Source organism: Flavobacterium sp., assembly GCF_041392085.1.
Lineage (GTDB): Bacteria > Bacteroidota > Bacteroidia > Flavobacteriales > Flavobacteriaceae > Flavobacterium.
In genome coordinates this window covers 312,484-336,048 of record NZ_JAWKMW010000004.1, presented here as the reverse complement: position 1 = coordinate 336,048, position 23,565 = coordinate 312,484, and the positions used below count along the sequence as shown (strand labels likewise).

The window sequence follows — 23,565 nt, the reverse complement described above, 5'->3', positions numbered from 1 at the left end:
TAAAATGAAGAGTAGATACATTATCTCGGCCTTTGCCTTAATGTTGAGTTTGGGTGGTTACGCCCAAAAAGATCAATTGAAAGCATTGGAAAAAGCGATGAAAAATTTTGAACCTACTGCTGTTAAAAATGCCTTGTCTGCAGCAGAAAGTGTTATCAGTGGTGCTTCTGACCAAGAGAAAGCACAGTTTTATTTTCTAAAAGGAAATGCTTTATTAGAATTCGCTAATAAAAACATGGAAACCGGTAAGAATTTAAAAGAAGCTGCAAAAGCGTACCAGGAATTGATGGCAACTGAAAAGAAAATGGGAAAAAACAAATTTTCAGTCCAAGCAGAACAATCGTTAGCAACAGTGAAGCAAAAGTTAATTAGCTCAGCCATAGCAGATAGTGATGCAAAGCGTTTCAAAGAAAGTGCCGATAAGTTATACGAAGTATATAACTTAAGTCCTCAAGATACGATTTATTTGTATTATGCCGCAGGTAGTGCTGTAAATGCAAAAGATTATAACATGGCATTGAGTTATTACGAAAAACTAAAACAATTAAATTATTCCGGTCAGGGTATGGCTTATTATGCTAAAAGTGCCATTAACAATGAGGAACAATTATTTAATTCTAAAGAGGATAGAGATAAATCGGTTAAGCTAAAGGTGCATACGGAACCAAGAGATGAAAAAATTCCTTCTAAAAGAGGAGAAATTTACAGAAATTATGCTCTGATTTTAGTTGAAAAGGGAGAAAAGGATAAAGCGATGCAAGCTATTAAAGAAGCTAAAATGAATAATCCTGATGATACTTCGCTGGCCTTAACGGAAGCAAATCTTTACTTAGAAGCCAAAGATTATGCTTCGTACAAAAGAGTTATTGAAGAAGTTTTGCAAAAATCACCCAATGATGCCGATTTGTATTATAATCTGGGTGTAATTTCAGGTACTTCAGAAAACAAAGCCGATGCTGAAAAATACTATAAAAAAGCCATCGAAATTAATCCGAAATATTCAAATGCGTACCTCAATTTAGCGATTTTAAAATTGGATGCTGATACGAAGATTGTGGAGGAGATGAATAATTTAGGCAACTCAGCAAAAGACAATAAACGTTATGACGAATTAAAGTTGCAAAGGGAAAAGGTGTTCAAAGATGCACTTCCTTACTTAGAAAAGGTTGTTGAGTTTGACTCGGGCAACCTGGAAGCAAAACAGACTTTATTAAATGTCTATACTTCTTTGGATATGACTGAAAAATACAAAGCCTTGAAGGCGACCATGAATTAATATTCGTTTACTTTTTAGTGCATAAAAAATCCCGATACTATCGGGATTTTTTATATCACTTTTTTTATAACCCTTAACTTATGGGTGTGTCTGTTCATCTCAGCATTATAAATCCCTAAATGATCTAACCGGTCAATTCGTACCTTTCCGCTCGCATGAATGATATAATTGTCTTTCATAATGAGGCCAACATGAATAATTTTTCCTTCTTCATTGTCAAAAAAAGCTAAATCTCCCGGTTCACTTTCTTCGATAAAACTTAAGGCTTCTCCTTGTGAAGCTTGTTGAGACGCATCACGAAGCAGCTTATAACCGTTTAATTTGTAAACCATTTGGGTAAAACCCGAACAATCTATACCAAAAGGAGTCTTTCCACCCCATAGATAGGGGGCATTCAAATACAAGAACGCTGTTTTTATCAATTCATTTTTTGGCTTTACTCCGGTAACTTTCAAACCATCAAAATCAAATCTAGGGGTATTAACTCCATCTAAATTTAAAAAGGATAAGGAAGAACCAATTGGTATTGGAATCAGTAAATTGTCTTTGGTTGTGACATATTCTACCAAATCTTGGTTTAATATTTGTGCACTATTAGAAATTTCATTAAAGTCATTTTCAGCAATTAGCTGGCATTGTTTGGCGTCAATCCAACCCTCATAGTCATCATATTGCAGACGAATTTTTAACCACTGCTTGTATTGTTCAAGTATTTCAAAATGTTCTCCAAACAAAACTTGCGAAACTTGTTCGCTTCGGTCATTGGGTTCTATTCGAAGTGGAATAATAGCTAAATGGCAGATTCCGTGCATGAAAATGAATGTTTCTGGTTATGCTCTTTCTACTACAATTGCCGATGCACCACCTCCTCCATTACAAATAGCAGCCGCTCCAATTTTAGCATTATTTTGTTGTAAAACATGTAGCAAAGTAACAATAATTCTTGCACCTGAGCAACCTAGCGGATGACCTAATGAAACGGCACCACCATTCACATTTATTTTGGAAACATCAAGCCCCAATAGTTTTGCATTAGCCAATCCAACAACAGAAAACGCTTCATTAAATTCAAAATAGTCAACATCACTTATTGCAATGCCGGCCTTATCTAATGCTTTTGGTAATGCTTTGGCCGGAGCTGTTGTAAACCATTTTGGTTCTTGGGCTGCATCAGCAAAACTTTTAATATAGGCCAAAGGCTTTAATCCTAACGAAAGGGCTTTTTCTTCACTCATTAAAATAATTGCGGCAGCACCGTCATTTATAGTCGAAGCATTAGCAGCGGTCACGGTTCCTTCTTTCGTAAAAGCAGGGTTTAGAGAAGGAATCTTGTCAATTTTTACATTGCTGAATTCTTCGTCTTTTGAAATTATGATGGGTTCTCCTCTTCGTTGTGGAACAGCTACCGGTACAACTTCAGCATCAAATTTTCCATTAGACCAGGCATCAGCAGAACGTGTATAAGATGCAATAGCAAAAGCATCTTGTTCTTCTCGTGTAATTTTATATTCAGAAGCACATAAATCAGCACTTACACCCATTGCGTTATTATCATAGGCATCGGTCAATCCGTCTTTTTGCATACCATCTACCATTGTTGCCGGTCCAAATTTATTACCATTACGTAAATGCATGTAGTGTGGAATCAAACTCATATTTTCCATTCCTCCGGCTACAATTACGTCCGCATCACCGCATTGAATAGCTTGAGCACCCTGCATCACCGCCTTCATTCCTGAAGCACAAACTTTGTTCACTGTTGTACAAGGTACTGTGTTTGGTAAACCGGCTAATAGTGCAGCTTGTCTTGCCGGTGCTTGTCCAACTCCGGCTTGAACAACATTGCCCATTAAAACTTCATCAACTTCAGTTGGGTTTAAATTTATTTTAGATAATGCTCCTTGGATAGCAATAGCTCCTAACTGTGAGGCTGTTACTGTGGATAGACCACCCATAAAACTACCAATTGGTGTTCGTACAGCAGATACGATGACTACTTTTTTATTCATAACTAAGCGAATGTTTGTTTATGTTGCGAAATTAACTATTTTAAAGCTATTTTTAGTGGATAAATTATATTTTTTATAATTAAGGGAGTTAAGTTGTTCCGGTATAAAGAAGCTAAAGCAATTTTATTTTGATTTTTTGTGTTATTTTAAGCTATGTGTTTGACTACTAAGTCATTTTTTAAAATAACAAAAAAAATAGCAAAAAAAAAGTATAAATACTTGTAAACTAAAGAATGAAAAGTTACATTTGCAACCGCAAAAAAGTCAAGTTCATTTTCAATATAGGAGAGGTGCCGGAGTGGTAACGGAGCAGATTGCTAATCTGTCGACGGGTAACTGTCGCCAGGGTTCGAGTCCCTGTCTCTCCGCTTTTTCGGGGTGTAGCGTAGCCCGGTTATCGCGCCTGCTTTGGGAGCAGGAGGCCGCAGGTTCGAATCCTGCCACCCCGACCAATGGTCCAGTAGCTCAGCTGGATAGAGCAACTGCCTTCTAAGCAGTAGGTCTTAGGTTCGAATCCTAACTGGATCACTTTAGAAAGTCCGTATTTTACGGGCTTTTTTGGTTTTAGTCAATTTGTTGTTTTTATATTTACCGACACAAATGGTTAAATACACTAAAAACACAACTTTTTCAAAACAACTTTTAGAGATAGAATAAAAAAAACCTAAAGTTTTTACTTTAGGTTTTTTTTAAAAAGAAACTATTGATTAAATATCATCAAAATCAACATCCGTGAAACTGGCTTTAGGCGTTTCTTGGCTTTCATCAGATTCAAATGAATAGTCCTTTTTATAATCTTTTTGGTGTCTTTCAGAAATAACTTCTTCGCCTTTGTGATCCAAAACATAAGCAGTCATATCTTCTAAAATTTCTTTAAATGCTACAAAATCTTCTTTGTAAAGATAAATTTTGTGTTTTTTAAAGTGAAAAGATCCATCTTCTTCAGTGAATTTTTTACTTTCTGTGATGGTAATGTAATAATCGTCGGCTTTTGTAGCTCTAACATCAAAGAAATATGTTCTTCTACCAGCTCTTAAAACTTTAGAAAAAATTTCATCTTTTTCTAACATTTCATTTTCTCTCATAATCTGTCGCTCAAATTTAGTGTTGTAAGTGAACCAAAAATCTAAAAAATAATTGAATTATCAAAAAATTACAACAATTCTTTTTCAGAAAGTTGTTTCAAATACAACTCTTTATAGTAACCTTCTTCATTCAATAATTGATAATGAGTACCTTGTTGGATAATCTCACCATCATCAATAATAAGAATTTTATCGGCATTTTTAGCTGAAGAAACACGATGACTTACAATTATTGTAGTTTTATTTTTACAAATTTCAAATAAGTTGTTTAAAATTTGTTCTTCGGTCTCTGTATCAACTGCCGATAAACAATCATCAAAAAGTAAAATTTCCGGGTTTTTAATAATTGCCCTGGCAATCGAAACTCTTTGCTTTTGTCCTCCGGAAAGTGTTACACCTCGTTCTCCTAAAACGGTATCATACTTATTTTTAAATTGAATAATGTTTTCGTGTACAAACGATTTTTTTGCCGCTTCAATTACTTCTTCATCGGTGGCATCTTCTTTGCCAAACTTAATGTTGTTTTTTATACTATCCGAAAATAAAAAGGCATCTTGTGGCACAATGCCAATACTATTTCGTAAAACAGACAAGTTTAAATCGGCTAATTTTATGCCATCCATCGTAATTAAACCGTTTTCAATGTCATAAATTCTGCATATCAATGACAGGATGGTGGATTTACCGGACCCCGTTTTACCTAAAATGGCAATGGTTTCTCCTTTTTTAACTTCAAAAGAGATGTTTTTTAAGGCTTGGATGTTGGTGTCATCGTATGTAAAACTTACATTTTTAAAAGTTATAGTGCCATTAATGGTATGGTTATTAGGATTATGATTTTTAATTTCAGGTTCAATTTTCAAAAATTCGTTAATGCGTTTTTGCGAAGCTTCTGCCTCTTGTACTAAGGAAGAAACCCAACCAATCGATGCAACCGGCCATGTTAACATGTTTACATATAGAATAAATTCTGCTATTGTTCCAATGTTTTCAATACTTCCGTTAATGTACATCATTCCGCCAAAATAGATTACAACCAAATTACTTAGTCCAATCAACAAAATCATTAAGGGACCAAATAATGAGTTCACAAAGGCCAAGCTCATGTTTTTATCTCGACTTTCTTGCGATAAAGTATTGAATTTTTTCTGATTTTGGTTTTCCAATGCATACGCTTTAACGACTCTTATTCCGGAAAAAATCTCTTGTGAAAAACTCGATAATTTGGAAAGGTTTTCTTGATAAATTCTACTTCTGTTATTTATGGCAACACTCAGTTTAAAAATAAAATAAGACAATAGAGGTAGGGGAAGAATGGTATACCAAGTAAGCCTCGGCGAAACATTATACATATAGACAATTACAATAGCAAATCGAATGATTGTATTAATGGTATACATCAGAGCGGGTCCAACATACATTCTAACTTTACCTACATCTTCCGATATACGGTTCATCAAATCGCCGGTACGATTACTTTTATAAAAACGTTGCGATAAACGCTCGTAATGTTGAAATACTTCATTTTTTAAGTCATATTCAACATACCTCGACATAACTATTAATGTTTGTCGCATTAAAAAAGTTAAAAAACCTGATATTAGTGTGGCTCCAATAATCATTCCCAGACTGAGTAACAATTCATTTTTTATTAAAGAAGTGTCATTTATAGGGTTTTTAATATAGGCATCAATAAGGTTAATCGATTTACTGATTAACTTGGGTATAAATAGCGAGAAAATTTGGGCAACTATGGTGATAAGTATACCCAACAAAAAACGATATTTGTATTTGATAAAATATTTATTTAAATAATGTAATTCTTTCATAATATGTAATCCAAATTGGATGGTAAACAACTGAAATGTGTTAAAAAATCGCAAATTATATGGTTTAGACCGGATATTAAAATCTTAATCATTAATTAACAGATTGCTAAAATTATCTATTTTTATTGTGTTATTTTGATTTTAGTTCTACTTTTGCTAAGTCTTTTTAATAAAGTCGTAATTTTACTTAATAAATAATTCAACTATGATAGCAGAAGTAACAACCCCTAAAGAACTTCAAAAAATGGATCCTGTTTTTGGACAAGTATCCTTTGATAATCATGAGCAAATTGTTTTTTGCAATGACAAAGATACTGGATTAAAGGCAATAATTGGTATTCATAACACAGTTTTAGGACCGGCTTTGGGTGGAACCAGAATGTGGAATTACACCAATGAATGGGAAGCCTTAAACGATGTTTTACGTTTATCGCGTGGAATGACTTTTAAATCAGCTATTACGGGGTTGAATTTAGGTGGTGGTAAAGCAGTAATTATTGGTGATGCTAAAACTCAAAAAACACCCGAATTAATGAGAAAGTTCGGTGAATTTGTACATTCACTAAGTGGAAAATATATTACGGCGGAAGACGTAGGTATGAAAACGGAAGACATGGATACCGTGCGAGATGTTACACCTTACGTAACCGGAATATCAGAAGCCAGGGGTGGTTCAGGAAATCCTTCACCGGTAACCGCTTTTGGCGTGTACATGGGAATGAAGGCAGCTGCAAAATACAAATTTGGTTCAGATTCATTAGCCGGAAAAAAAGTATTGGTACAAGGAATTGGACATGTTGGTGAAACTTTAGTAGACTATCTTACAAAAGAAGGAGCTTTAGTGACAATTGCAGACATTAACGAAAAAAGATTAAATGAAATAGGTGCTCAATATGGTGCTAAAGTGTTTTCAGGTGCAGACTTATATAGTGCAGAAGTAGATATATATGCCCCCTGTGCTTTAGGTGCTACGATTAACGACGATACTGTGTATAAGTTAAACGCTGCCATTGTTGCCGGTGCAGCCAATAATCAACTGGCAAATGAAAACATTCATGGAAAAATATTGCAAGACAGAGGGATTTTATATGCTCCTGATTTCTTAATCAATGCAGGTGGTATTATTAATGTATATGCTGAAATTGAACATTATGACAAAGCAGAAGCAATGCGAAGAACAGAAAACATTTACAATACTACGTTAGAAATCTTTGACTATGCTGTAAAAAATAATTGTACAACACATCAAGCGGCATTAACTATTGCCCAAAATAGGATTAATCAACGTAAAAAAGAAATCGGTAAATAATTATTTTCTGATAAATAATAGTATTTTTGTGACGTCCCAATGGACGTCACTAATTTTTTTAAAAGTTCTTACAGCGTGTTAAACAGAAGACATATTCGGGTTAAAGTATTGCAAACCATTTATGCAATGCATCAAAGCGGTTCTGATCAATTAGAAAAAGAAGAAAAATTCTTATTCGAGAGCATTGAAAGTATTCAGGATTTATATTTGATTGTAATGTCTGCTTTAGTTGAAATCAGAAAAAAAGAAGAAGATTTTTTAGAAAAAGCTGCCAAGAAACATTTGGCTACAGAAAAAGACTTAAAGCCTAATAAAAAATTTATTTCTAATCGAATTTTAATGGCTTTAGAAGAAAACAATTCACTCGCTATTGCCTTAGAAAAGAGAAAAATTAACAATTGGAACCAAAATGACGATTTAATTTTGATTTTACTCGAAAACATCAAAAAGAGTGCACTATACTTAAATTATTTGGCAGATAAAACCAATTCCTTTGAGCACGATAAAAAATTCATCTTGGATTTATTTACCGAGTTGATTGCTGCTAATGAGAAACTGTATGATTACCTCGAAGATTACAAACTCACTTGGGTAGATGATATTCCTTTGGTTAACACCATGATTGTAAAGCAAATTAAACAAATGGAAGAGGGCGTGGCAAACACATTTGATGTGCTACCGCTTTACAAAGATGTGGAGGACAAAGATTTTGCCCGCGATTTGTTTCGACGAACACTACTCAATGAAGAAGAATTGGCGAAAGAATACATAGACAGAACTCCCAATTGGGATCCCGAACGTATTTCGGAAGTGGACACCATTATGCTAAAAATGGCTATTTGTGAATTTTTGCGTTTTCCTTCTATCCCTGTAAAAGTAACTATTAATGAATACCTGGAAATTGCCAAAGAATACGCTACACCCAAAAGTAGTATTTTTATCAATGGCGTGTTAGATAACCTGATAAAAGACTTTCAAAAAACAAATAAAATTAATAAAACCGGAAGAGGTTTAATGTAGAATCTAAATAATTATAAAAATGGTAAGAAAATCAATTGTAACTCTTTTAGTGGTCGTTGCTGTACTTGCTTGTAAAAAAGAAGATGCACTTTCTAAAATAGACCCGAACAGCAAAGATATTCCAATCAATGAATATTTTGGAAATCCACAAACGCAACCTACCGAAAACCCTGTAAAACAAAACACCAATTCGGAGGCAAATCAAGTAACGCCACCACCGGCAGACGGCAAGTATCCTACGATGACTTTCAATAAAAAAGAACATGATTTCGGCGTAATCAACGAAGGCGATAAAGTGGAAACTACGTTTACGTTTACCAATACCGGAGAAGCCGACTTAATCATAACCAATGCATCGGGTTCTTGTGGTTGTACCGTTCCGGAATATCCAAAAGAACCAATAAAACCGGGTAAAACAGGAAAAATGAAAGTGTCTTTTGACAGTAACGGAAAACCCGGTATGCAACAAAAATCGGTTAACATCACGGCCAATACGGCTTCCGGTAGAGATGTGTTGACCATCAAAGCAAACGTAACACCAAAAACTAAACCTGCAGAAAAACCTGCATTAACTACTCAATAATATGGAAAATTTTCAATCGTTGTTACCCTTTTTATTAATGTTTGTGGTCATCTATTTTTTTATGATCAGACCTCAACAAAAACGTGCCAAACAGGAAAAAGAATTTGAGAGCAACTTAAAAACAGGAGACAAAATTATTACCAAAAGTGGTATGCACGGCAAAGTAGCCGAGTTGTCTGAAGGTACTGTTGTGGTGGAAACAATGGCCGGAAAAATTAAAATGGAGCGTTCTGCCATTTCAATGGAATTGAGTGCCAAATTAAACGAAAAGAAATAATTATTTTCGATACTTATCATTTAAACCGATGTTTGCCAAAAGCATCGGTTTTATTTTTTCAAAACGGTCTAATTTTGTTTTCTCCTGTTTGGCAGAATCAATATATTCTATAAACTCTTTTTGCTTGTAAGGCGAAAATGCATTAAACTGTTCAACTAAGGCTTGATTCTCATTTAACTTAGCCAGAAAAAAACCGGAAGGTTCAACGGTTTTCTTTTCCGGTTTAATGGAAAGTCCGTTCTTTTCATTGGTTATGGCTTGATTCACGTAATGCAACACTAGTTTTTCCTCTACCTCTGCTTTCGAAGTAAATCGCCATTGGCGTAATCCTTTTGTTACACCTTCACCGGCATTCACTAAAACATTCTTTTCATCCGGAAGAAAGACGCCGTTAAAAAACCAAATCGTAAAATAGTTTTTAAATCCGCCAAGACCAATAATATTGCGATTGTTCCAAGTATAGACAATGCCTCCCCATTTGGTGGTTTCTACTAATTCTGTTTGGGCAATAATAGATTTTAGTAATTCAATTTCATCGCTCCATTGCTCGTTTCTGTTCCACGTTTTTTTGTCTTCCATGATTTAAATTATAAAAAAACAATTCGCAAATTTATCATTCGCAAAGTAGTGGTTTTTAAAAAAGTATACTATTTTTTCGGCTCCGCTGTTAACTCAGCAATCTTTACAATTACTTCCACTGCTTTTTGCATGCTTTCCACCGGAACATATTCATATTTTCCGTGAAAGTTATGTCCACCCGCAAAAATATTCGGACACGGTAAGCCTTTATAAGAAAGCTGACAGCCGTCTGTTCCACCGCGAATAGGTTTGATAATCGGTTTGATATTTAATTTTTTCATTGCCTTTTCGGCAATTTTAACAATATGAAAAACAGGCTCTACCTTTTCTTTCATGTTGTAGTATTGGTCTTTGATTTCAATGACCGCTATTTCATCTCCAAACTGTTTGCGGTATTTTTTATTGAATTTTGCTGTCAAATCATGCAAAAATTCTTTGCGTTTTTTAAATAGTTTTTTATCGTGGTCACGAACAATCAACGAAACCGTACTTTCTTCAATACTTCCCGTGATGCCTGTTACGTGAAAGAAACCTTCATATCCTTTGGTGTGCTCAGGTACCTCTTTTTTGGGTAATTTGGCAACAAATTTGGCTGCTAACAGCATCGAGTTAATCATTTTGCCTTTGGCATAACCGGGATGTACGCTTTTTCCTTTAAACGTAATTTTGGCTCCGGCCGCATTAAAGTTTTCGTATTCCAATTCACCAATTTGGCTGCCATCCATGGTATAGGCCCAATCAGCCCCAAATTTCTCCACATCAAAATGATGAGCACCTCTGCCGATTTCTTCATCCGGTGTAAAACCAACCCGAATTTTACCGTGTTGAATTTCAGGATGCTGAATCAGGTATTCCATCGCAGTAACAATTTCGGTAATACCGGCTTTGTCATCAGCCCCCAAAAGGGTAGTACCATCGGTTGTTATTAAGGTTTGCCCTGTGTATTGCAACAAATCTTTAAAATAAGAAGGCGATAAAACAATGTTTTGTTCCGCATTCAATACAATGTCTTTTCCATCATAGTTTTCAATCACTTGCGGTTTTACATTTGCACCTGTAAAATCCGGTGAGGTATCATAATGAGATATAAATCCTATTACCGGAACTTCATGCTCCACGTTGCTCGGTAAAGTAGCCATAATATAGCCTTTTTTGTCCATCGTTACGTCTTCCATACCAATGGCTTTGAGTTCTTTTACAAGGTTTCTTGCTAAGACCAATTGTTTTTTAGAACTGGGTGTTGTTTCAGCGTTTGGGTCAGATTCAGTATCAATGGTTACATAGCTGATGAATCGGTCAATAATAGGTTGCATAAAGAGGATGTTTTTATCAAAGTTAATTTAGCCCTATTGAGCTTTAACAAAGATACGGATTGATTTTATTTGACAATGTTAAGTTTTTTTGGTCAAGAAAAGAAAAATAATCTGCAAATCAAAAGGTTACAGCTAGAGGTGCATACCTTCTAAACTCCTGAGCAATTGTGGAGTAGTGCATAAATAGAGATGCTAACAAAAGTATCGTTTTTACGTTCACAATCCTGCATGGTTCCTTCATACACAAAGCCAGCTTTTGTGAGGGCATGAATACATTTTGCATTACGTGTGTCTACAAACCCTTCAATACGGTGCAGTCCCAACGTATCAAAACCATATTGACAAAGTACGGCGATAGCTTCTTGCATCAACCCTTTTCCCCAAAAATCAGGGAGTAGCCATAATCCAACCTCTGCTTTTTGATGTGTTAAATCGATAGTGTTTAAACCACATGCACCGTAAAAAGTACCATCTTTTAATGAGCAAATAGCAAACCATTTTTGTTCTTTTTGAGCAAACCATTTCATTTGTTCTTGCGTAGCAGCCAGGCTGTCAAAACTTACACCGTAGTATCGAATGACATCGGGGTTAGAAAGGCCTTGGTACACAGCGTTAATATCGTCCTCAGCGATGACTCGCAAAACAATTCGATTGGTTTTTAATTCAGTTTGCATAACACCCTACAAAGCGATTGGTACTTTTTTTTAAATGTGAGTATGAAGTCTTTAGACTTTTCAGCACACAATTTTGTTTAAAAATAATTAAAAATGTTGAACTAGCTTAATTTTATAATATCAATTCATAAAATGCTGAATAGTCGGGAGACTTTGCTTAGCGGTGGCGGTGGCTATAAAATTGTTATTATCATAGGGTCACGAATTTCAACACGATAATTTCCATCAGGGTTAGAGATAGCATCATAAATAGTTATTTTATCCCCACGTTTTAGTTTCGATAATCCACGAAGAGCTTCATCAGTTAATTTATTCCCGTTTATTATAATTTCTTTTTGCCCAGAATATTTAACGGTAAACCCTTTTAGACCAACGCGACCAACCATTTCTGGATAAAATGAATGCACTCCAAATGTGGCGGTTTTAAATTCTTCTTTAGTCATTGTTGCTTCGTGAAACTTCGAATTTACACTGACAGCAAATCCTTGTTTTTTAATTGTTTCTTGTGACTGGCAAAGAATAGAAATAAAACAAATTAGTAAAAGGTATTTTCTTGAAACGATTTTCATTTTTTCATTTTTTATGCTATTATTAATGTACTCCAATAAGATTTAATATCCGGCAAGTTAGCAATTAATTTCGCTTTTCCAAGTAGATAAGACCTTTACTCAAATCGTAAGTGATGTTGAAATCCAACAACATTTTTTGCCCAATAAGACCATGAGCTTTTCTGTCAGAACTCCTATTAAGTTCGTCAACTTCAAAAACAACCGGTATATTTTTCCACTTTTTTCCGGCAAAGCGTGTAGAAGTTATTTTTCCAGTAAGATTATGGGTAAGGGTTGAATCTGCCCCAAAGCCTATTTTGGTTTTGTACCTTTTATCCTTCTCAATAAGTCGGTATTCACTAACCGTGTGTTGATGGAATGTAAGGTAATTTTGAGCAGCAGTATCAATTTTAACAATCATGGCAATACTTTGTTTACTTCCTTTGGGAACTATTTCAATAGGTAAGCCTAAATGATTCGATTCCAACCCGATAAGTGCCATAGGTTTAGTCTGTCCTTGAAAGTAAAAATTGTCGGTAGAGTAGAGGATTAGCTGTTTTTTGTCCAAGTTGGTTTCAACTACTGCTTGTTGTAACAAATCGATTCCGATGATACCGTCAATTTTTACTTTTAAGTATTTACTTATGTGACTTAAATCGAGCAGGGCTACGTTCACGCTGTCAAGTTTAAACTTTTCACCAATTAAAAAAGTTTGATTTTCTGCTACTTTGGCTTGTAATGTTTTTCCTGATGTTCCTATTTTTATTTCGTTTGAGAAAGGTAATTTTAATCGCTCAGCTGTTTCTGTGTCCATTACTGTAATACCGGCTCCGGTATCAAACATAAAATGTAAAGGGTCAGCATTATACATCTTCACTTCAAGAAAAAGTAATCGGTCAATTACCACAATAGGGATTTTTTCGAGTACGTTTTGAGCAAAACCCAAACTACTCAACAAAGTTAAAATAATAAAGAAAGTAACATTTTTCATTTACTTTAACAGAGCAAAATGTATGCCAAGAAAACCCTTCGAGGGTTTAAAGCAACGGTTTAATTCAGCAAGGATTCAGGAGGCTTTCCGGAGCCGGGAGCTTGAGGTGGTTTTTCATTACTGGCAACGGTTTCGGCTATGAACAGTTACGTGGGTTAGCACGGAGATTAGCAGAGCGATGTTATTAATGATACCACGAAGTCGGGAGACTTCGCGGAGCGGGTTGCAGTAATTATATTAATTTTCTTCTTCTAAGTTCCCAAAAACAGTCTGCAGTAGCTTTAATATCAATTTCAGCATTATGGGCTTCTTCAAATTCTTCACCAAATAAATATTGATGAAGTTCTTGAAGCTTTGGCCATTTATAACCGAAATTACCTTCTATTTTGCAAATGTTGGTACTTTTTTCCATTGTGCATATTCTTTCTTTATTTTTGAATGGATTTAAAATGTTTAATCTGTAAAGTTCAGATGCAATTACTTTTTCATCAAAACTTAAATTGTGAGCAATAATTGTATTTGATTGTTTTACATAATGCATAAAACTTTCTAGTACTTCATTTAAATCTTTTCCTATATCATTTGCTAAACTTGTTGTGATACCATGAACTTGCGATGCTTCATGAGGAATTTCGAAATTTTCAGGTTTAATTATATCTGATTTTGATTCAATTAATTTTCCATTGTTATCATACACTTTCCATGCTATTTGAACTAATCTTGGCCAATTATCTAATTTAGATATAGGAGCTTTCCAATCTTTAGGCAAACCTGTTGTTTCAGTATCAAAAAAAAGCAATAACTTTTTTTCAGTTATAAATATTTCAGCATTTTGTTTAATTTCGTTTTTTGCAGGTTCAAAATTCATTTCTGCACTTTTTTGTATATCTGCCTTGTAGTTATCTAAATTTCCAATGTTCTTCTCACAAATACCTCTTTTATAAAAGAAAATGCCATGTGGTATCATTCTCAAACAAATTGTGAAATATTTTCTAGCAGTAGTGAAATCTTTTGAATCGAAAAGATTGTTTCCCATTGCTTGATAAGCCGTTAAATCATTCTCATTCAATTGAATCATTTTATTATAACAAATTAAAGCAGTTGTGTTCTGATTTAATTTTTCACAAATTTTGCCTTTTAAAAGATATGGTTCTCCGGTCTTTTTATTTTCTAAAACAGTGTTGATTGTTTTTAGAGCTTCATCAAAATTATTTATTTCATAAAGTGATTCAGAAAGCCAAAATAAACAATTTACATTTTCTGAATTTTGCTCCAAGCTTTTTTTGTAATTTATTACTGCATTATTAAAATCACGTTTCTTTTTGTAAATATTACCAATGAATAAATATAACCTTTCTAAATCGGTATTTGCATGCTTAGTTGTGTAAATTAGTTCTTTTAGAGCATTATCATATTCATTTAAAAAATAATAACAGTAACCAATCATGTGATTACAGGCAATAAAATCAAATGCAGGATTTTCATCTAATGCAGCTTTAAAAAATTCAATAGCTTTTCTATAGTCTTTCTCTTTAAATGCTTGATTTCCTTTATTAAATGAGTAAACGTTCATATTCATGTTTTTTTTGGACGATTTGTTTTGATATTATTGCAACCAACGGTCTTGTATATGAAAAGTTGCGTGTAAATAAGCACGAACCTTTCGGTTTATTACTGACCATAAATATATGAAAAAGCCAATGAATTAAGTACTTTGAAGCAATTTTTTATATACGTTGTTAGCCACAGTACTTTCTCCGTACTAATTGGAAATCAATTGTTTATTAAATTCCAATGCAAGTTTAATCCAATGGTTGAAGTCAGTTTCATTCTTTAGGTTTTCTTCTTTTACGTGAATGTAGCCTTTATAATCTCGACCTCTCATTACAACTGTTGAGCATCCATCTTTTTTGACTTCTTGTTCGTGCAATTTTGGGTCTATTCGGCACATTATTCTTTCAGTTCCAGCGGTTAGACACATTTTTCCGTTTACCAAAAAGGCAAGACTGCCAAACATTTTTTTCTCCTTGACTGGTAAATGTTCGACAGCTTTTCTTATTCTATTCGCTAATTCTTCGCTAAACGCCATTTGATTATTTATTTGGTTTTGGTGTATTCTTGTCAAATGTCAGCGTGTCGAAGAAAATGGTTAACGAAGTAAGTTTTCCGTCTTTAGCAGTCCAAATTTCCGCTACGTCTCCGTTTATTTTTTCGCCATTCGGAAATTGATAATCATAATTTCCAATCACACAGGCATTGTCTCCATCTACAATCATTGTTTTTACTCGCATTTCGTGAAAAATACGTGAAAAGCGACCAATTACCGCAATGTAACCATCTTTTCCTGTTATTGGAACTCGGTTTGTCATATCTCCGCCAACATATTTAAAGTCTTCTGCAATTACGCTTTCCCAACCTTCTTTTTTAGCAAAACCTTTGTAATAAGTTTCTAAAAGCTCTTTTGTTGTTTTTGAATTTTCCATTTTTTAGAAGTTTTAAGTTTATTATATTTGTTATTGCATTTTGCAACAACTACAAATATACAAATGTTATTGCAAATCGCAAGTGCTTAAAATTTTAGATATGAAAAAGAATAGGTCAGATTGTCCAATCAGTTGTTCGTTAGACGTTTTTGGTGATAAATGGTCATTATTAATAATCAGGGATATTATGCTCCGTGGGAAATTGTCGTACAGCGAATTTTTGAAATCAGAGGAAAAAATTGCCACAAATATTCTTGTCAATCGTTTAAATATTCTTGAAGCTGAAAATATTTTGTCCAAAAAGGTTTCGCCCGAAAATAAGTCGAAGTTTATATACAGTTTGACAGAAAAAGGAATTGATTTACTTCCGATTGTTATTGAGATAATGGATTGGGGTGCGAAATACAATGAAAATAGTCCAAGAAAGGAACTCGGTAAAAAAATCCTAAAGGATAAATCTAAAGTCGTTTCCGAATATCTTGAAAAGCTGAAGGTTGAATTAGGTTAGCCGTTCGTTTTTTTCGTATTGTGGCTAACTACTTAATATATTCAAGTTTATATAACTTTTAAAAAAGTCACATAATGTCATTATCCCGCTAAAACCCTTGGTATTTACATTCACCAACCCAAATCTAAAAAATTAATGCAACATTTCCTTAAACCCACAACATCTATTCCAACAACTTCCACAATACTACCCCCAACTTAGTCATGTCGACGGTAGGAGTCATCTCATCATCCTTTTTGCGTTTTACTATTCGAATATACGTTTTTTTAGCTTATTGCGGCGAAGTCAGTACCTATTGCTATCGGGATTCGCCGAGCGGGGTTTTTTAATGTTGCCACGAAGTCGGGTGACTTCGCGGAGCGGGGGACTTAGGTGAGCCTGTATGCTATTATAGAAGACTTTGGTGAGCAGGTTTTGTGTTATTCTATCTATTAAATATAAAATTACTTTCTACAGAATTCGATTACCACTCCATGTACCATCACCATATTGTGTAGTAGAATATAAACCATTTATAAAATTTTCTTCCACTAATCCACTAAAACTTCCCAGTGAAAGCCCTAAAATCATTGAGCCGTTAGAAATTGTTCCATTTGATTCAGTTCCTTGTCCCAAAATAATACCATTATTAACTGATATTGAACTTGACTTTCCTATAATTTCTACTTTTCCATCGCCAAGTACAGTACAGAGTATTCCATTATCTTCTCCATCATATGTACCATTAAAGCACTTAATTAACGCATTTGATTTTTCTTTTAATATTATACCTCTCATAGAGACATTATTAAATTCTATAGCAATAATCTCAGGTAATAGTCCATTTTCTAAAACATTAAAGTTAAACTCTTTATCACCAGAGTGAAATATGTAACTCATATTTATATTTTCATTTGGAAAAAAATCATCCGTTTCAAATAAAAATTCTTCATTATTAATTTCCATTTTGGCCCAAACCGAGCCGTCATTGTATATATTAACGATCAAACTTGCTTCACCCATTGGCCCCAAAATTATACCTTTATAAATTCCTTGAGAAGAATTGTCAAATTCATTAAGAGCAATGGGAATATCTGAAAATGATGGATTAGTATTATTTGAGTTTTCATCGTTTGAACAGGAAAAATTTAGGCATCCGACTACGAAAATTAAAAATAGTTTTTTCATTATATACGTTATAAATTAGAATGTAAATATATTAAAATTTTAAAAAAAACCTGCTACCGCAAAAATTACTTTCATGTAGATTAATATTTGGAATTTACCAATCAATAAAAAGAACAAAGTATTTTTTGTGCGTTTTCTCGATGAAATATTAGGTGTTTGTAGCGGGGGGGGTATTAATGATACCACGAGGTCGGGAGACTTCGCGGAGCGGGTTTTAAGCTTGTTGAATTTCAATTTCCCAGTTACACATGTCTCTTAACATTATTCTGGTAGCCAATTTACTTGGATTTTTTGGAGGTATGCCAATTATTAAAGAATGTGCTCTGTTATCAATTTCTTCTGTTAATATTGGGTCATGTTTTGCGTCTAAAGAAACGCTACGAATATTTTTGACGTTAATTGATACGACTCCATTCATTTGAGGATTTTTATTCGTTTGAAAAGGATTAGAATATTTTGACCAATTGACCGATAATCCATCGTCCCCCTTAATGTTAAAAGCTCCAATAAGAATTTTTTCATTTGGGTTTTCTATGGAATTATCAATATTGTTCTTGTGAATTCTTAGATATACTGAATCCTCATCAGGTATGTATTCAACAGGATAACTCATTAAAATTAAAAAATTATTGGATGTGGAATCATCGAAAAATGAAAATCACTTAAAATGTCAAAAATACCTTCAGAAACCTGCTTTTTATTGTAATCGCTGTAATAATGAGCCTTTGCTCCATTTTTTTCTATATTAATAAATAATCTAAAATTATTCTCTGACCAACTTAAGTCGATACTTCCGTTTGGACCATGATAAATTCTAGGTTTAATCATATTTTTATTATATGTTTTTTTGATAAAAAGTGCAAACTTGATTATGAAATCAATGGCAACTTTTAGAGTTTCTGAAGTATAAGCTTCAGAATTATTATCATCCCAATTAGGTTCTAATTCCAAAATATATTTTGATCTAATAATCTCTTCAGAAAGATAATCCAAAGAAATGGGTAGATTAATTATTAAATTTGGACTAATGTTCAGAGATTTTGATGATGGTAAAACTAAAATATATTCTGATGGAGATAAATCTCTATCTACAGAAGGATTATACCAAGCCTCTACCGGATCGTGTGAACCCAAAACATGATGTCTTGAATGTATACGAGAAATATCTTGATGTTTTGACTTTATGCCCCAAGTAGTTAGGAATGTTTTGTCACAAGTTCTATCTTTTATCATTTAAAATCAAATATTTTAATTTTATCGGAAGATTTTAATAGGTTTAATTCTTTCTCAGCTTTTTCTATATTATCCTTTAAATTTTTTAAATCATCTAAATCTAAAGAAATATAGAAAAATTTATTTTCATCATTCTCTCTGTACTCTAGTTTTAAAACATGAATACATAAATTTCCTTCATGCAAGTTATTTATGAAAACAGGTCTTATCTCACTATGAAATTTAGAATCAATATATATTCTAGAATTGTCACCATTAATTTTTAACGCCTCTAGAGTTATATAAATGTTTTCATTAGAATTTTCTGTAAATGATTTTAATATTTCTATTATGTCAAGTGACTCTAAAGGTAAATCTTCTTCTCTGTTTAGAGAAGCTAATATCATATCGTAAAAATCATTTTCATTTAAGTCAATTGTCTTTTTTGAATTGACAAGGCTCATTACGGTTGAGAATAACTCAGCGATTTCATTATTTGGAATTCCTAAATCATCGGAAACAGTCTCAATGAAAGTTTTAGGCATCGTACCTAATTCAAAATTACGCAGATGTTCTAAAAACTTATTTTGTGTTTCTTTCGAAAGTTCAGAAAAATACTTAACTTTTCTTATATCTCTTTTCGGGATACTTATAGAATCCATATTTTTTTATTTCAAAGTTAAATTATTTATAGCAAATATATCTTAAATATAATACAAAAATAGTTTATTTTTCAAAAGTTTAAATAGTCTACATAAAACATAATTTCAATATTTTAAATTTCGTCTGAAACTTACTGCCAACTAGTAAATATATTCATGTTTATATAACTTTTAAAAAAGTCACATAATTCAATCATTCCGTTAAAATCTGTGGTATTTGTATTCAGAAACCCAAATCTAAAAAATTAATTTAACATTTCCTACAAACCCTATCATTTTCCTTAACTGTTTTCCACAATCCCAATCTCCTCCTCACTCAACCCATACAACCCATACACCATCCAATCAATCTCCCGCTCTAATAAACGCGTGTCCGCCATAGGATTGTCTTTTTTTATGGCTAAGATTTGATCGACTTTTTTAATGAAAGGTTGTTGGTCGGAATCTGATATTTCTTTGATTGGAAATTCATCAATAGTTGCTTTTTTCAATGTAAATGCACCACCAGCTGTCATTACTCCAATTTTTGAAAAAATGTATTTCATTAAATTTGAATTGAGTATCGCCAACAGATAATTAATATCCAAAGATTCACTTATAAGCAAAAAACCACCACTTGATAAATAATGTTTTTCTTTATCTAATGCAAAACCCCAATTTGCAGCTGTTAATGGCCAAACAATTTTTACCTTTTCGAAATTTTTGTAATAAGCAATATTATCTTGTATTTCAAACCATTTGTAAGTTCCAGGTTTTCTTCCTTTTAATTCATTGTTAATTTTTGGTTTTAGGTCATCATAAAATTGAAGAAGATGATTTTTTATTAATTCATTTTTGTCAATATTATAGCCCCTTTTTGTAAAAATAAGATTTATATTTGAAGAAATTACGTTGTATTTTTTAATGTGAGAACCTTTTAAAAGTGGTTTAATGATTTCATCATTATTTAATTCAAATTTAATTTCATCTGAAATTATAAATGCTGGATCAAATCCAGTTGTAACTCCTCTTTTAATATCAATAGTAGAAATATCTTTAATTTTTTTACTATTCAAATATAACTTAGAAAGTAAAGTGTTTTCATCTTGATTAGAGAAACTCCAACTTTCTTCACTAATTGAATTCGCAGATAAATTAGAGTTTCTTAATTGAAGTATTTCTTCAAAGTTATTGCTAGGTGAAGGTTCCTTATTGAATTCTACAAATTGAAAATCTTTTTTAGCTGTATTTTTTTCAAATACAATAATTAAACTTGAAACCAATGCTTCATCAAAAATTGGTACTTGTTCAAAATTAATAATTGAATTTACTTTATATTTAGAGATAAATGCTCTCAAAGGTTTACCGTATTCGGTTTTAAAAAACTTATTTGTATTTATAAATGAAAAAACTCCCTTATTTTTTAGAACATTGATTCCCAATTCAAAAAAATAACTGCTTAAATCTGCACTACTAAAATAAACCTGATATTTTTCTCTTAATAAAGAACTTATACTTGCTAATTTTTTTGCATCTACATACGGCGGATTCCCAATCACCACATCAAACCCCACAAAATCCCCTTGGTCATTCAGCACCTCCGGAAACTCAAACCGCCACTCAAACGCATTTTCGTAGATCTTGTTGCTCTTAATTTCTTCCAGTTCGGTTTCCAGTTTTTTCACGTCGGCACTCAGCGTGTTTACCTTTTTGTTCCACTCCGTTTGCTCTTTTTTGCTGCGTTCAAACAAACCCACTTGCTGCGTATAATTAAATAACTCGCCTTTTAACTTTTCTAACCGCAGTTTCTTCGGGTCGTTCACCGCAATTTCACTCCTAAAATTCCCTTTGATGTCGGCTATCAATTGCTCCATCTCCCGTTTTTGCTCCTTGTTCTCCGCATTGCGGTACGTGGCAACCGCCAACTTATAACTCTCAATGTTCCACTTGCTTTGCTTCAAGGCTTTCTTCAAATCCGCCTCCAACCCAAAACGGCTAATCAATGAATTCCCGCATTTGATGTTGATGTCAATATTGGGCAAGGTTTCGAGTTCTCTATTTTCTATATTCTTTTCTCTATTCTCTACATAATAAGCATTCTTCAACAACTCAATCCACAACCGCAATCGGCAAATCTTCACCGAGTTCGGGTTAATGTCCACGCCAAACAAACAGTTTTCAATAATCGTCTGCTTTTCGTGAAACAAGGTTTCCTGTATGCGTTGGCTTTCTTTGTTGTTGGGGTTATACACAAACGGCAAACCGTCTTCATCGGTCACAATCAATTCGTCGTTTACAATGTCAATGTGGTACTCTTTCAAGCGTTTGCCATCGCGGTCTACCAACACTTTTAAATCGTGTTTAATGGCAATCATCTCATTCAACGCCGAAACCAAAAAGTGTCCCGAACCCACTGCCGGGTCACAAATTTTAATGCTGTTGATGATGGTATTGGCTTCTTTGGTATCGTCAATTTTGTTGTATAATTGGTCAAAATCGGCACAATCCCAACCTTTCACTTCGTTGAACTTTTGCAACACCGCCCGGCGAATGGTTTCTTTACACATATACATCGTAATGAAACTGGGCGTGTAAAACGAACCGTCTTTGTAGCCGTTTATTTTTTCGAAAATCAAGCCCAACACCGAGGCGTTAATCAAGGTTTTGTTGTCTTCCTGAATGTCTTCGCTGCCTTCACTCGCAAAATCATAGGCCTCTAAAAACGAGAAGAAATAGGGCAATGCTCCTTGCTCTCCCGTTTTTTTCTTTCCGTTGGCATCTTTAATCACCGTGCCGCTCAAATAGGGCAGGGGAACATGGTCTTCCAACCCGGAAATAAACAAGGTGTGGTGTTCCAAATCGGTGGGTTCAAACAGCGAACTGTTTAAATACGGCACGTTAGCAAAAGGGATTTTCACACGGTCGTTGCGGTCTTCCGGTTTTTTGGCCAAGACCATAAAAAACAACGCATTGAGCTGGTCATAATCCGGAATCAAGTCGGCATGTAAAAACGCATAACGTTTGTCGCCTTTGTGGTAGGCAATCAATTGAGCTTCCAACAGTTTGAGAAACAAAATCCGGTTCACCCACGTGATGCACAATTCCAGGGCAACGGTAAACAAGCGTTCGTCATAGGTATCGCCATATTGTTTTACGTTGGGCAATCGGTTGATTTTATCCAAACTATCCAATTGATTCATCGTATTTTCCAACAACGAACCCGCCAGTCGCTGACCTGCTTTGGGGCGTTCGATGAGTTTTTTGCCGCCTTCTTTGGTTTCGGTTAAGCCAATCAAATGCAACAATTCGTTATAAAAGTTTTTGTCTAACGAGTTGCTGTCATTGGCAAACGAAAGTTTAAGCAAATGCTCCGGCGAAAGCAATTTATATAGCACGATGAGTTTGGTATCGTCGGTTTTGTCGTCGTTGCGAAGAATTTTATCGTAGGAAGCCAAATCAAAATAGGTGTATTCAATTTTGTCTAAAAGCGTCTCGATAAAGGGTTTAGCCATCTCCCGATAAAAGAAATCGGTAGAGGTACCGGAAAGTTTTCCTTCTTCAAATTCCTGAAATTGTTTAACAAACGCTTTGTTTTGAGCAAATAATTTATCGAACAATTGTCCGTCAAAAATAAACCACTCATTCAAGTTGGTCGCCACCAAGTGTTTGATTTCAAGGTTTTTGTGCGTAATACGTTCCCGCAAAAAGTAGAGCACCAATTCCTGCAAGGCTTTGCTGTTGAGGTTTTTCTTAGAAAGCATTTCGGCCTTATTCGCCGGACTTTTCGCTTCAATAATCACGCCCACAGGACTAGAGGCTTCCTTTCCGGTGTGAATAACCAAATCATTTCTCCCTTTGGTATTGATAAAATGGTTGGGGGAGTAGTAGGTATTTTTTAGAAAGTCGGCAATGAGGTTTTTGTGAAACTCCTCCGATTCCTTTTCAGAGCAACTATTCAAAAGCAAAATCAAATTGCTTTTAAACAGTTCAATCCCCGAGCGGTTGGGTTTTATTTTCAAAAAGGCTTTGTTGAGAGCTTTGCGAGGTTCGATGTGCATGTA

Annotated in this window: 23 protein-coding genes and 3 tRNA genes; 9 read left to right on the top strand and 17 right to left on the bottom strand. The window is 34.0% G+C overall.

Going from position 1 to position 23,565, the window contains the following annotated elements:
- The first annotated feature begins 4 nt into the window (after positions 1-4).
- The gene (locus tag R2782_RS01590; RefSeq protein WP_371266308.1) at positions 5-1,276 is read left to right on the top strand and encodes a tetratricopeptide repeat protein; all 1,272 of its coding nucleotides are present in this window, start codon (positions 5-7) and stop codon (positions 1,274-1,276) included.
- 50 nt (positions 1,277-1,326) lie between these two features.
- Here the strand turns inward: R2782_RS01590 and R2782_RS01585 are convergent, their stop codons facing one another.
- Positions 1,327-2,088, bottom strand: a complete 762-nt coding sequence (locus R2782_RS01585; protein WP_371266307.1) for an NlpC/P60 family protein — start codon at positions 2,086-2,088, stop codon at positions 1,327-1,329.
- Between the two features lie 18 nt (positions 2,089-2,106).
- Positions 2,107-3,285 carry an acetyl-CoA C-acyltransferase gene (locus R2782_RS01580; RefSeq protein ID WP_371266306.1) on the bottom strand — a complete coding sequence of 393 codons (1,179 nt, stop codon included), beginning with the start codon at positions 3,283-3,285 and terminating at the stop codon, positions 2,107-2,109.
- Between the two features lie 284 nt (positions 3,286-3,569).
- On the opposite strand from R2782_RS01580, the gene R2782_RS01575 reads away from it, so the two are divergent.
- The 3 genes from R2782_RS01575 (at position 3,570) to R2782_RS01565 (ending at position 3,813) form a co-directional block, all read left to right on the top strand.
- Positions 3,570-3,653, top strand: a tRNA-Ser gene (locus R2782_RS01575).
- Positions 3,654-3,659: 6 nt separating this feature from the next.
- Positions 3,660-3,737, top strand: a tRNA-Pro gene (locus R2782_RS01570).
- Positions 3,738-3,739: 2 nt separating this feature from the next.
- A tRNA-Arg gene (locus R2782_RS01565) sits at positions 3,740-3,813 on the top strand.
- A gap of 179 nt (positions 3,814-3,992) precedes the next feature.
- On the opposite strand, the gene R2782_RS01560 is transcribed toward R2782_RS01565, so the two are convergent.
- Both R2782_RS01560 and R2782_RS01555 read right to left on the bottom strand, forming a co-directional pair.
- Positions 3,993-4,370: a PUR family DNA/RNA-binding protein gene (locus R2782_RS01560; protein ID WP_371266304.1), complete on the bottom strand. Its 378-nt coding sequence runs from the start codon at positions 4,368-4,370 to the stop codon at positions 3,993-3,995.
- 68 nt (positions 4,371-4,438) lie between these two features.
- A complete protein-coding gene (locus tag R2782_RS01555; RefSeq protein WP_371266588.1) occupies positions 4,439-6,199 on the bottom strand; it encodes an ABC transporter ATP-binding protein in 1,761 nt (586 codons plus the stop codon).
- 205 nt (positions 6,200-6,404) lie between these two features.
- On the opposite strand from R2782_RS01555, the gene R2782_RS01550 reads away from it, so the two are divergent.
- The 4 genes from R2782_RS01550 (at position 6,405) to yajC (ending at position 9,388) form a co-directional block, all read left to right on the top strand.
- Positions 6,405-7,508: a Glu/Leu/Phe/Val dehydrogenase gene (locus R2782_RS01550; RefSeq protein WP_371266303.1), complete on the top strand. Its 1,104-nt coding sequence runs from the start codon at positions 6,405-6,407 to the stop codon at positions 7,506-7,508.
- 108 nt (positions 7,509-7,616) lie between these two features.
- Complete coding sequence (nusB, locus tag R2782_RS01545) at positions 7,617-8,528, top strand: transcription antitermination factor NusB (RefSeq protein ID WP_371266587.1); 912 nt, start codon at positions 7,617-7,619, stop codon at positions 8,526-8,528.
- Positions 8,529-8,547: 19 nt separating this feature from the next.
- A complete protein-coding gene (locus R2782_RS01540) occupies positions 8,548-9,111 on the top strand; it encodes a DUF1573 domain-containing protein (RefSeq protein WP_371266302.1) in 564 nt (187 codons plus the stop codon).
- Between the two features lies 1 nt (position 9,112).
- Positions 9,113-9,388, top strand: coding sequence for a preprotein translocase subunit YajC (gene yajC / locus R2782_RS01535; protein ID WP_371266301.1), 276 nt, complete (start codon positions 9,113-9,115; stop codon positions 9,386-9,388).
- Here the strand turns inward: yajC and R2782_RS01530 are convergent, their stop codons facing one another.
- The 8 genes from R2782_RS01530 to R2782_RS01495 form a co-directional block, all read right to left on the bottom strand.
- Positions 9,389-9,967, bottom strand: a complete 579-nt coding sequence (locus tag R2782_RS01530; protein ID WP_371266300.1) for a YdeI family protein — start codon at positions 9,965-9,967, stop codon at positions 9,389-9,391.
- A gap of 68 nt (positions 9,968-10,035) precedes the next feature.
- Entirely contained in the window at positions 10,036-11,280 is a 1,245-nt protein-coding gene (gene pepT, locus R2782_RS01525; protein WP_371266299.1) for a peptidase T, read from the bottom strand.
- Positions 11,281-11,429: 149 nt separating this feature from the next.
- Positions 11,430-11,954 (bottom strand): GNAT family N-acetyltransferase, encoded by a 525-nt coding sequence (locus R2782_RS01520; protein WP_371266298.1) that lies wholly within the window; start codon positions 11,952-11,954, stop codon positions 11,430-11,432.
- 173 nt (positions 11,955-12,127) lie between these two features.
- Complete coding sequence (locus R2782_RS01515) at positions 12,128-12,523, bottom strand: GldM family protein (RefSeq protein ID WP_371266297.1); 396 nt, start codon at positions 12,521-12,523, stop codon at positions 12,128-12,130.
- A 64-nt stretch (positions 12,524-12,587) separates the two neighbouring features.
- Positions 12,588-13,493 carry a retropepsin-like aspartic protease gene (locus tag R2782_RS01510; RefSeq protein WP_371266296.1) on the bottom strand — a complete coding sequence of 302 codons (906 nt, stop codon included), beginning with the start codon at positions 13,491-13,493 and terminating at the stop codon, positions 12,588-12,590.
- A gap of 232 nt (positions 13,494-13,725) precedes the next feature.
- A complete protein-coding gene (locus R2782_RS01505; RefSeq protein WP_371266295.1) occupies positions 13,726-15,072 on the bottom strand; it encodes an exonuclease domain-containing protein in 1,347 nt (448 codons plus the stop codon).
- A 183-nt stretch (positions 15,073-15,255) separates the two neighbouring features.
- The gene (locus R2782_RS01500; RefSeq protein ID WP_371266294.1) at positions 15,256-15,582 is read right to left on the bottom strand and encodes a TfoX/Sxy family protein; all 327 of its coding nucleotides are present in this window, start codon (positions 15,580-15,582) and stop codon (positions 15,256-15,258) included.
- A gap of 4 nt (positions 15,583-15,586) precedes the next feature.
- Positions 15,587-15,976, bottom strand: a complete 390-nt coding sequence (locus tag R2782_RS01495; protein WP_371266293.1) for a nuclear transport factor 2 family protein — start codon at positions 15,974-15,976, stop codon at positions 15,587-15,589.
- 100 nt (positions 15,977-16,076) lie between these two features.
- On the opposite strand from R2782_RS01495, the gene R2782_RS01490 reads away from it, so the two are divergent.
- On the top strand, positions 16,077-16,484 hold the full coding sequence (locus tag R2782_RS01490; RefSeq protein WP_371266292.1) for a winged helix-turn-helix transcriptional regulator: 408 nt from the start codon (positions 16,077-16,079) through the stop codon (positions 16,482-16,484).
- Between the two features lie 450 nt (positions 16,485-16,934).
- Here the strand turns inward: R2782_RS01490 and R2782_RS01485 are convergent, their stop codons facing one another.
- The 5 genes from R2782_RS01485 to R2782_RS01465 all read right to left on the bottom strand — a co-directional run bounded on the left by R2782_RS01485 (position 16,935) and on the right by R2782_RS01465 (position 23,562).
- The gene (locus R2782_RS01485; protein WP_371266291.1) at positions 16,935-17,651 is read right to left on the bottom strand and encodes a hypothetical protein; all 717 of its coding nucleotides are present in this window, start codon (positions 17,649-17,651) and stop codon (positions 16,935-16,937) included.
- 214 nt (positions 17,652-17,865) lie between these two features.
- Complete coding sequence (locus tag R2782_RS01480) at positions 17,866-18,264, bottom strand: hypothetical protein (RefSeq protein ID WP_371266289.1); 399 nt, start codon at positions 18,262-18,264, stop codon at positions 17,866-17,868.
- 5 nt (positions 18,265-18,269) lie between these two features.
- Positions 18,270-18,884 carry a hypothetical protein gene (locus R2782_RS01475; RefSeq protein ID WP_371266288.1) on the bottom strand — a complete coding sequence of 205 codons (615 nt, stop codon included), beginning with the start codon at positions 18,882-18,884 and terminating at the stop codon, positions 18,270-18,272.
- Positions 18,881-19,525 carry a hypothetical protein gene (locus R2782_RS01470; RefSeq protein ID WP_371266287.1) on the bottom strand — a complete coding sequence of 215 codons (645 nt, stop codon included), beginning with the start codon at positions 19,523-19,525 and terminating at the stop codon, positions 18,881-18,883. The genes R2782_RS01475 and R2782_RS01470 overlap by 4 nt, the downstream gene beginning before the upstream one ends.
- Positions 19,526-19,806: 281 nt before the next feature.
- Complete coding sequence (locus R2782_RS01465; RefSeq protein ID WP_371266286.1) at positions 19,807-23,562, bottom strand: Eco57I restriction-modification methylase domain-containing protein; 3,756 nt, start codon at positions 23,560-23,562, stop codon at positions 19,807-19,809.
- Positions 23,563-23,565 lie beyond the last annotated feature (3 nt).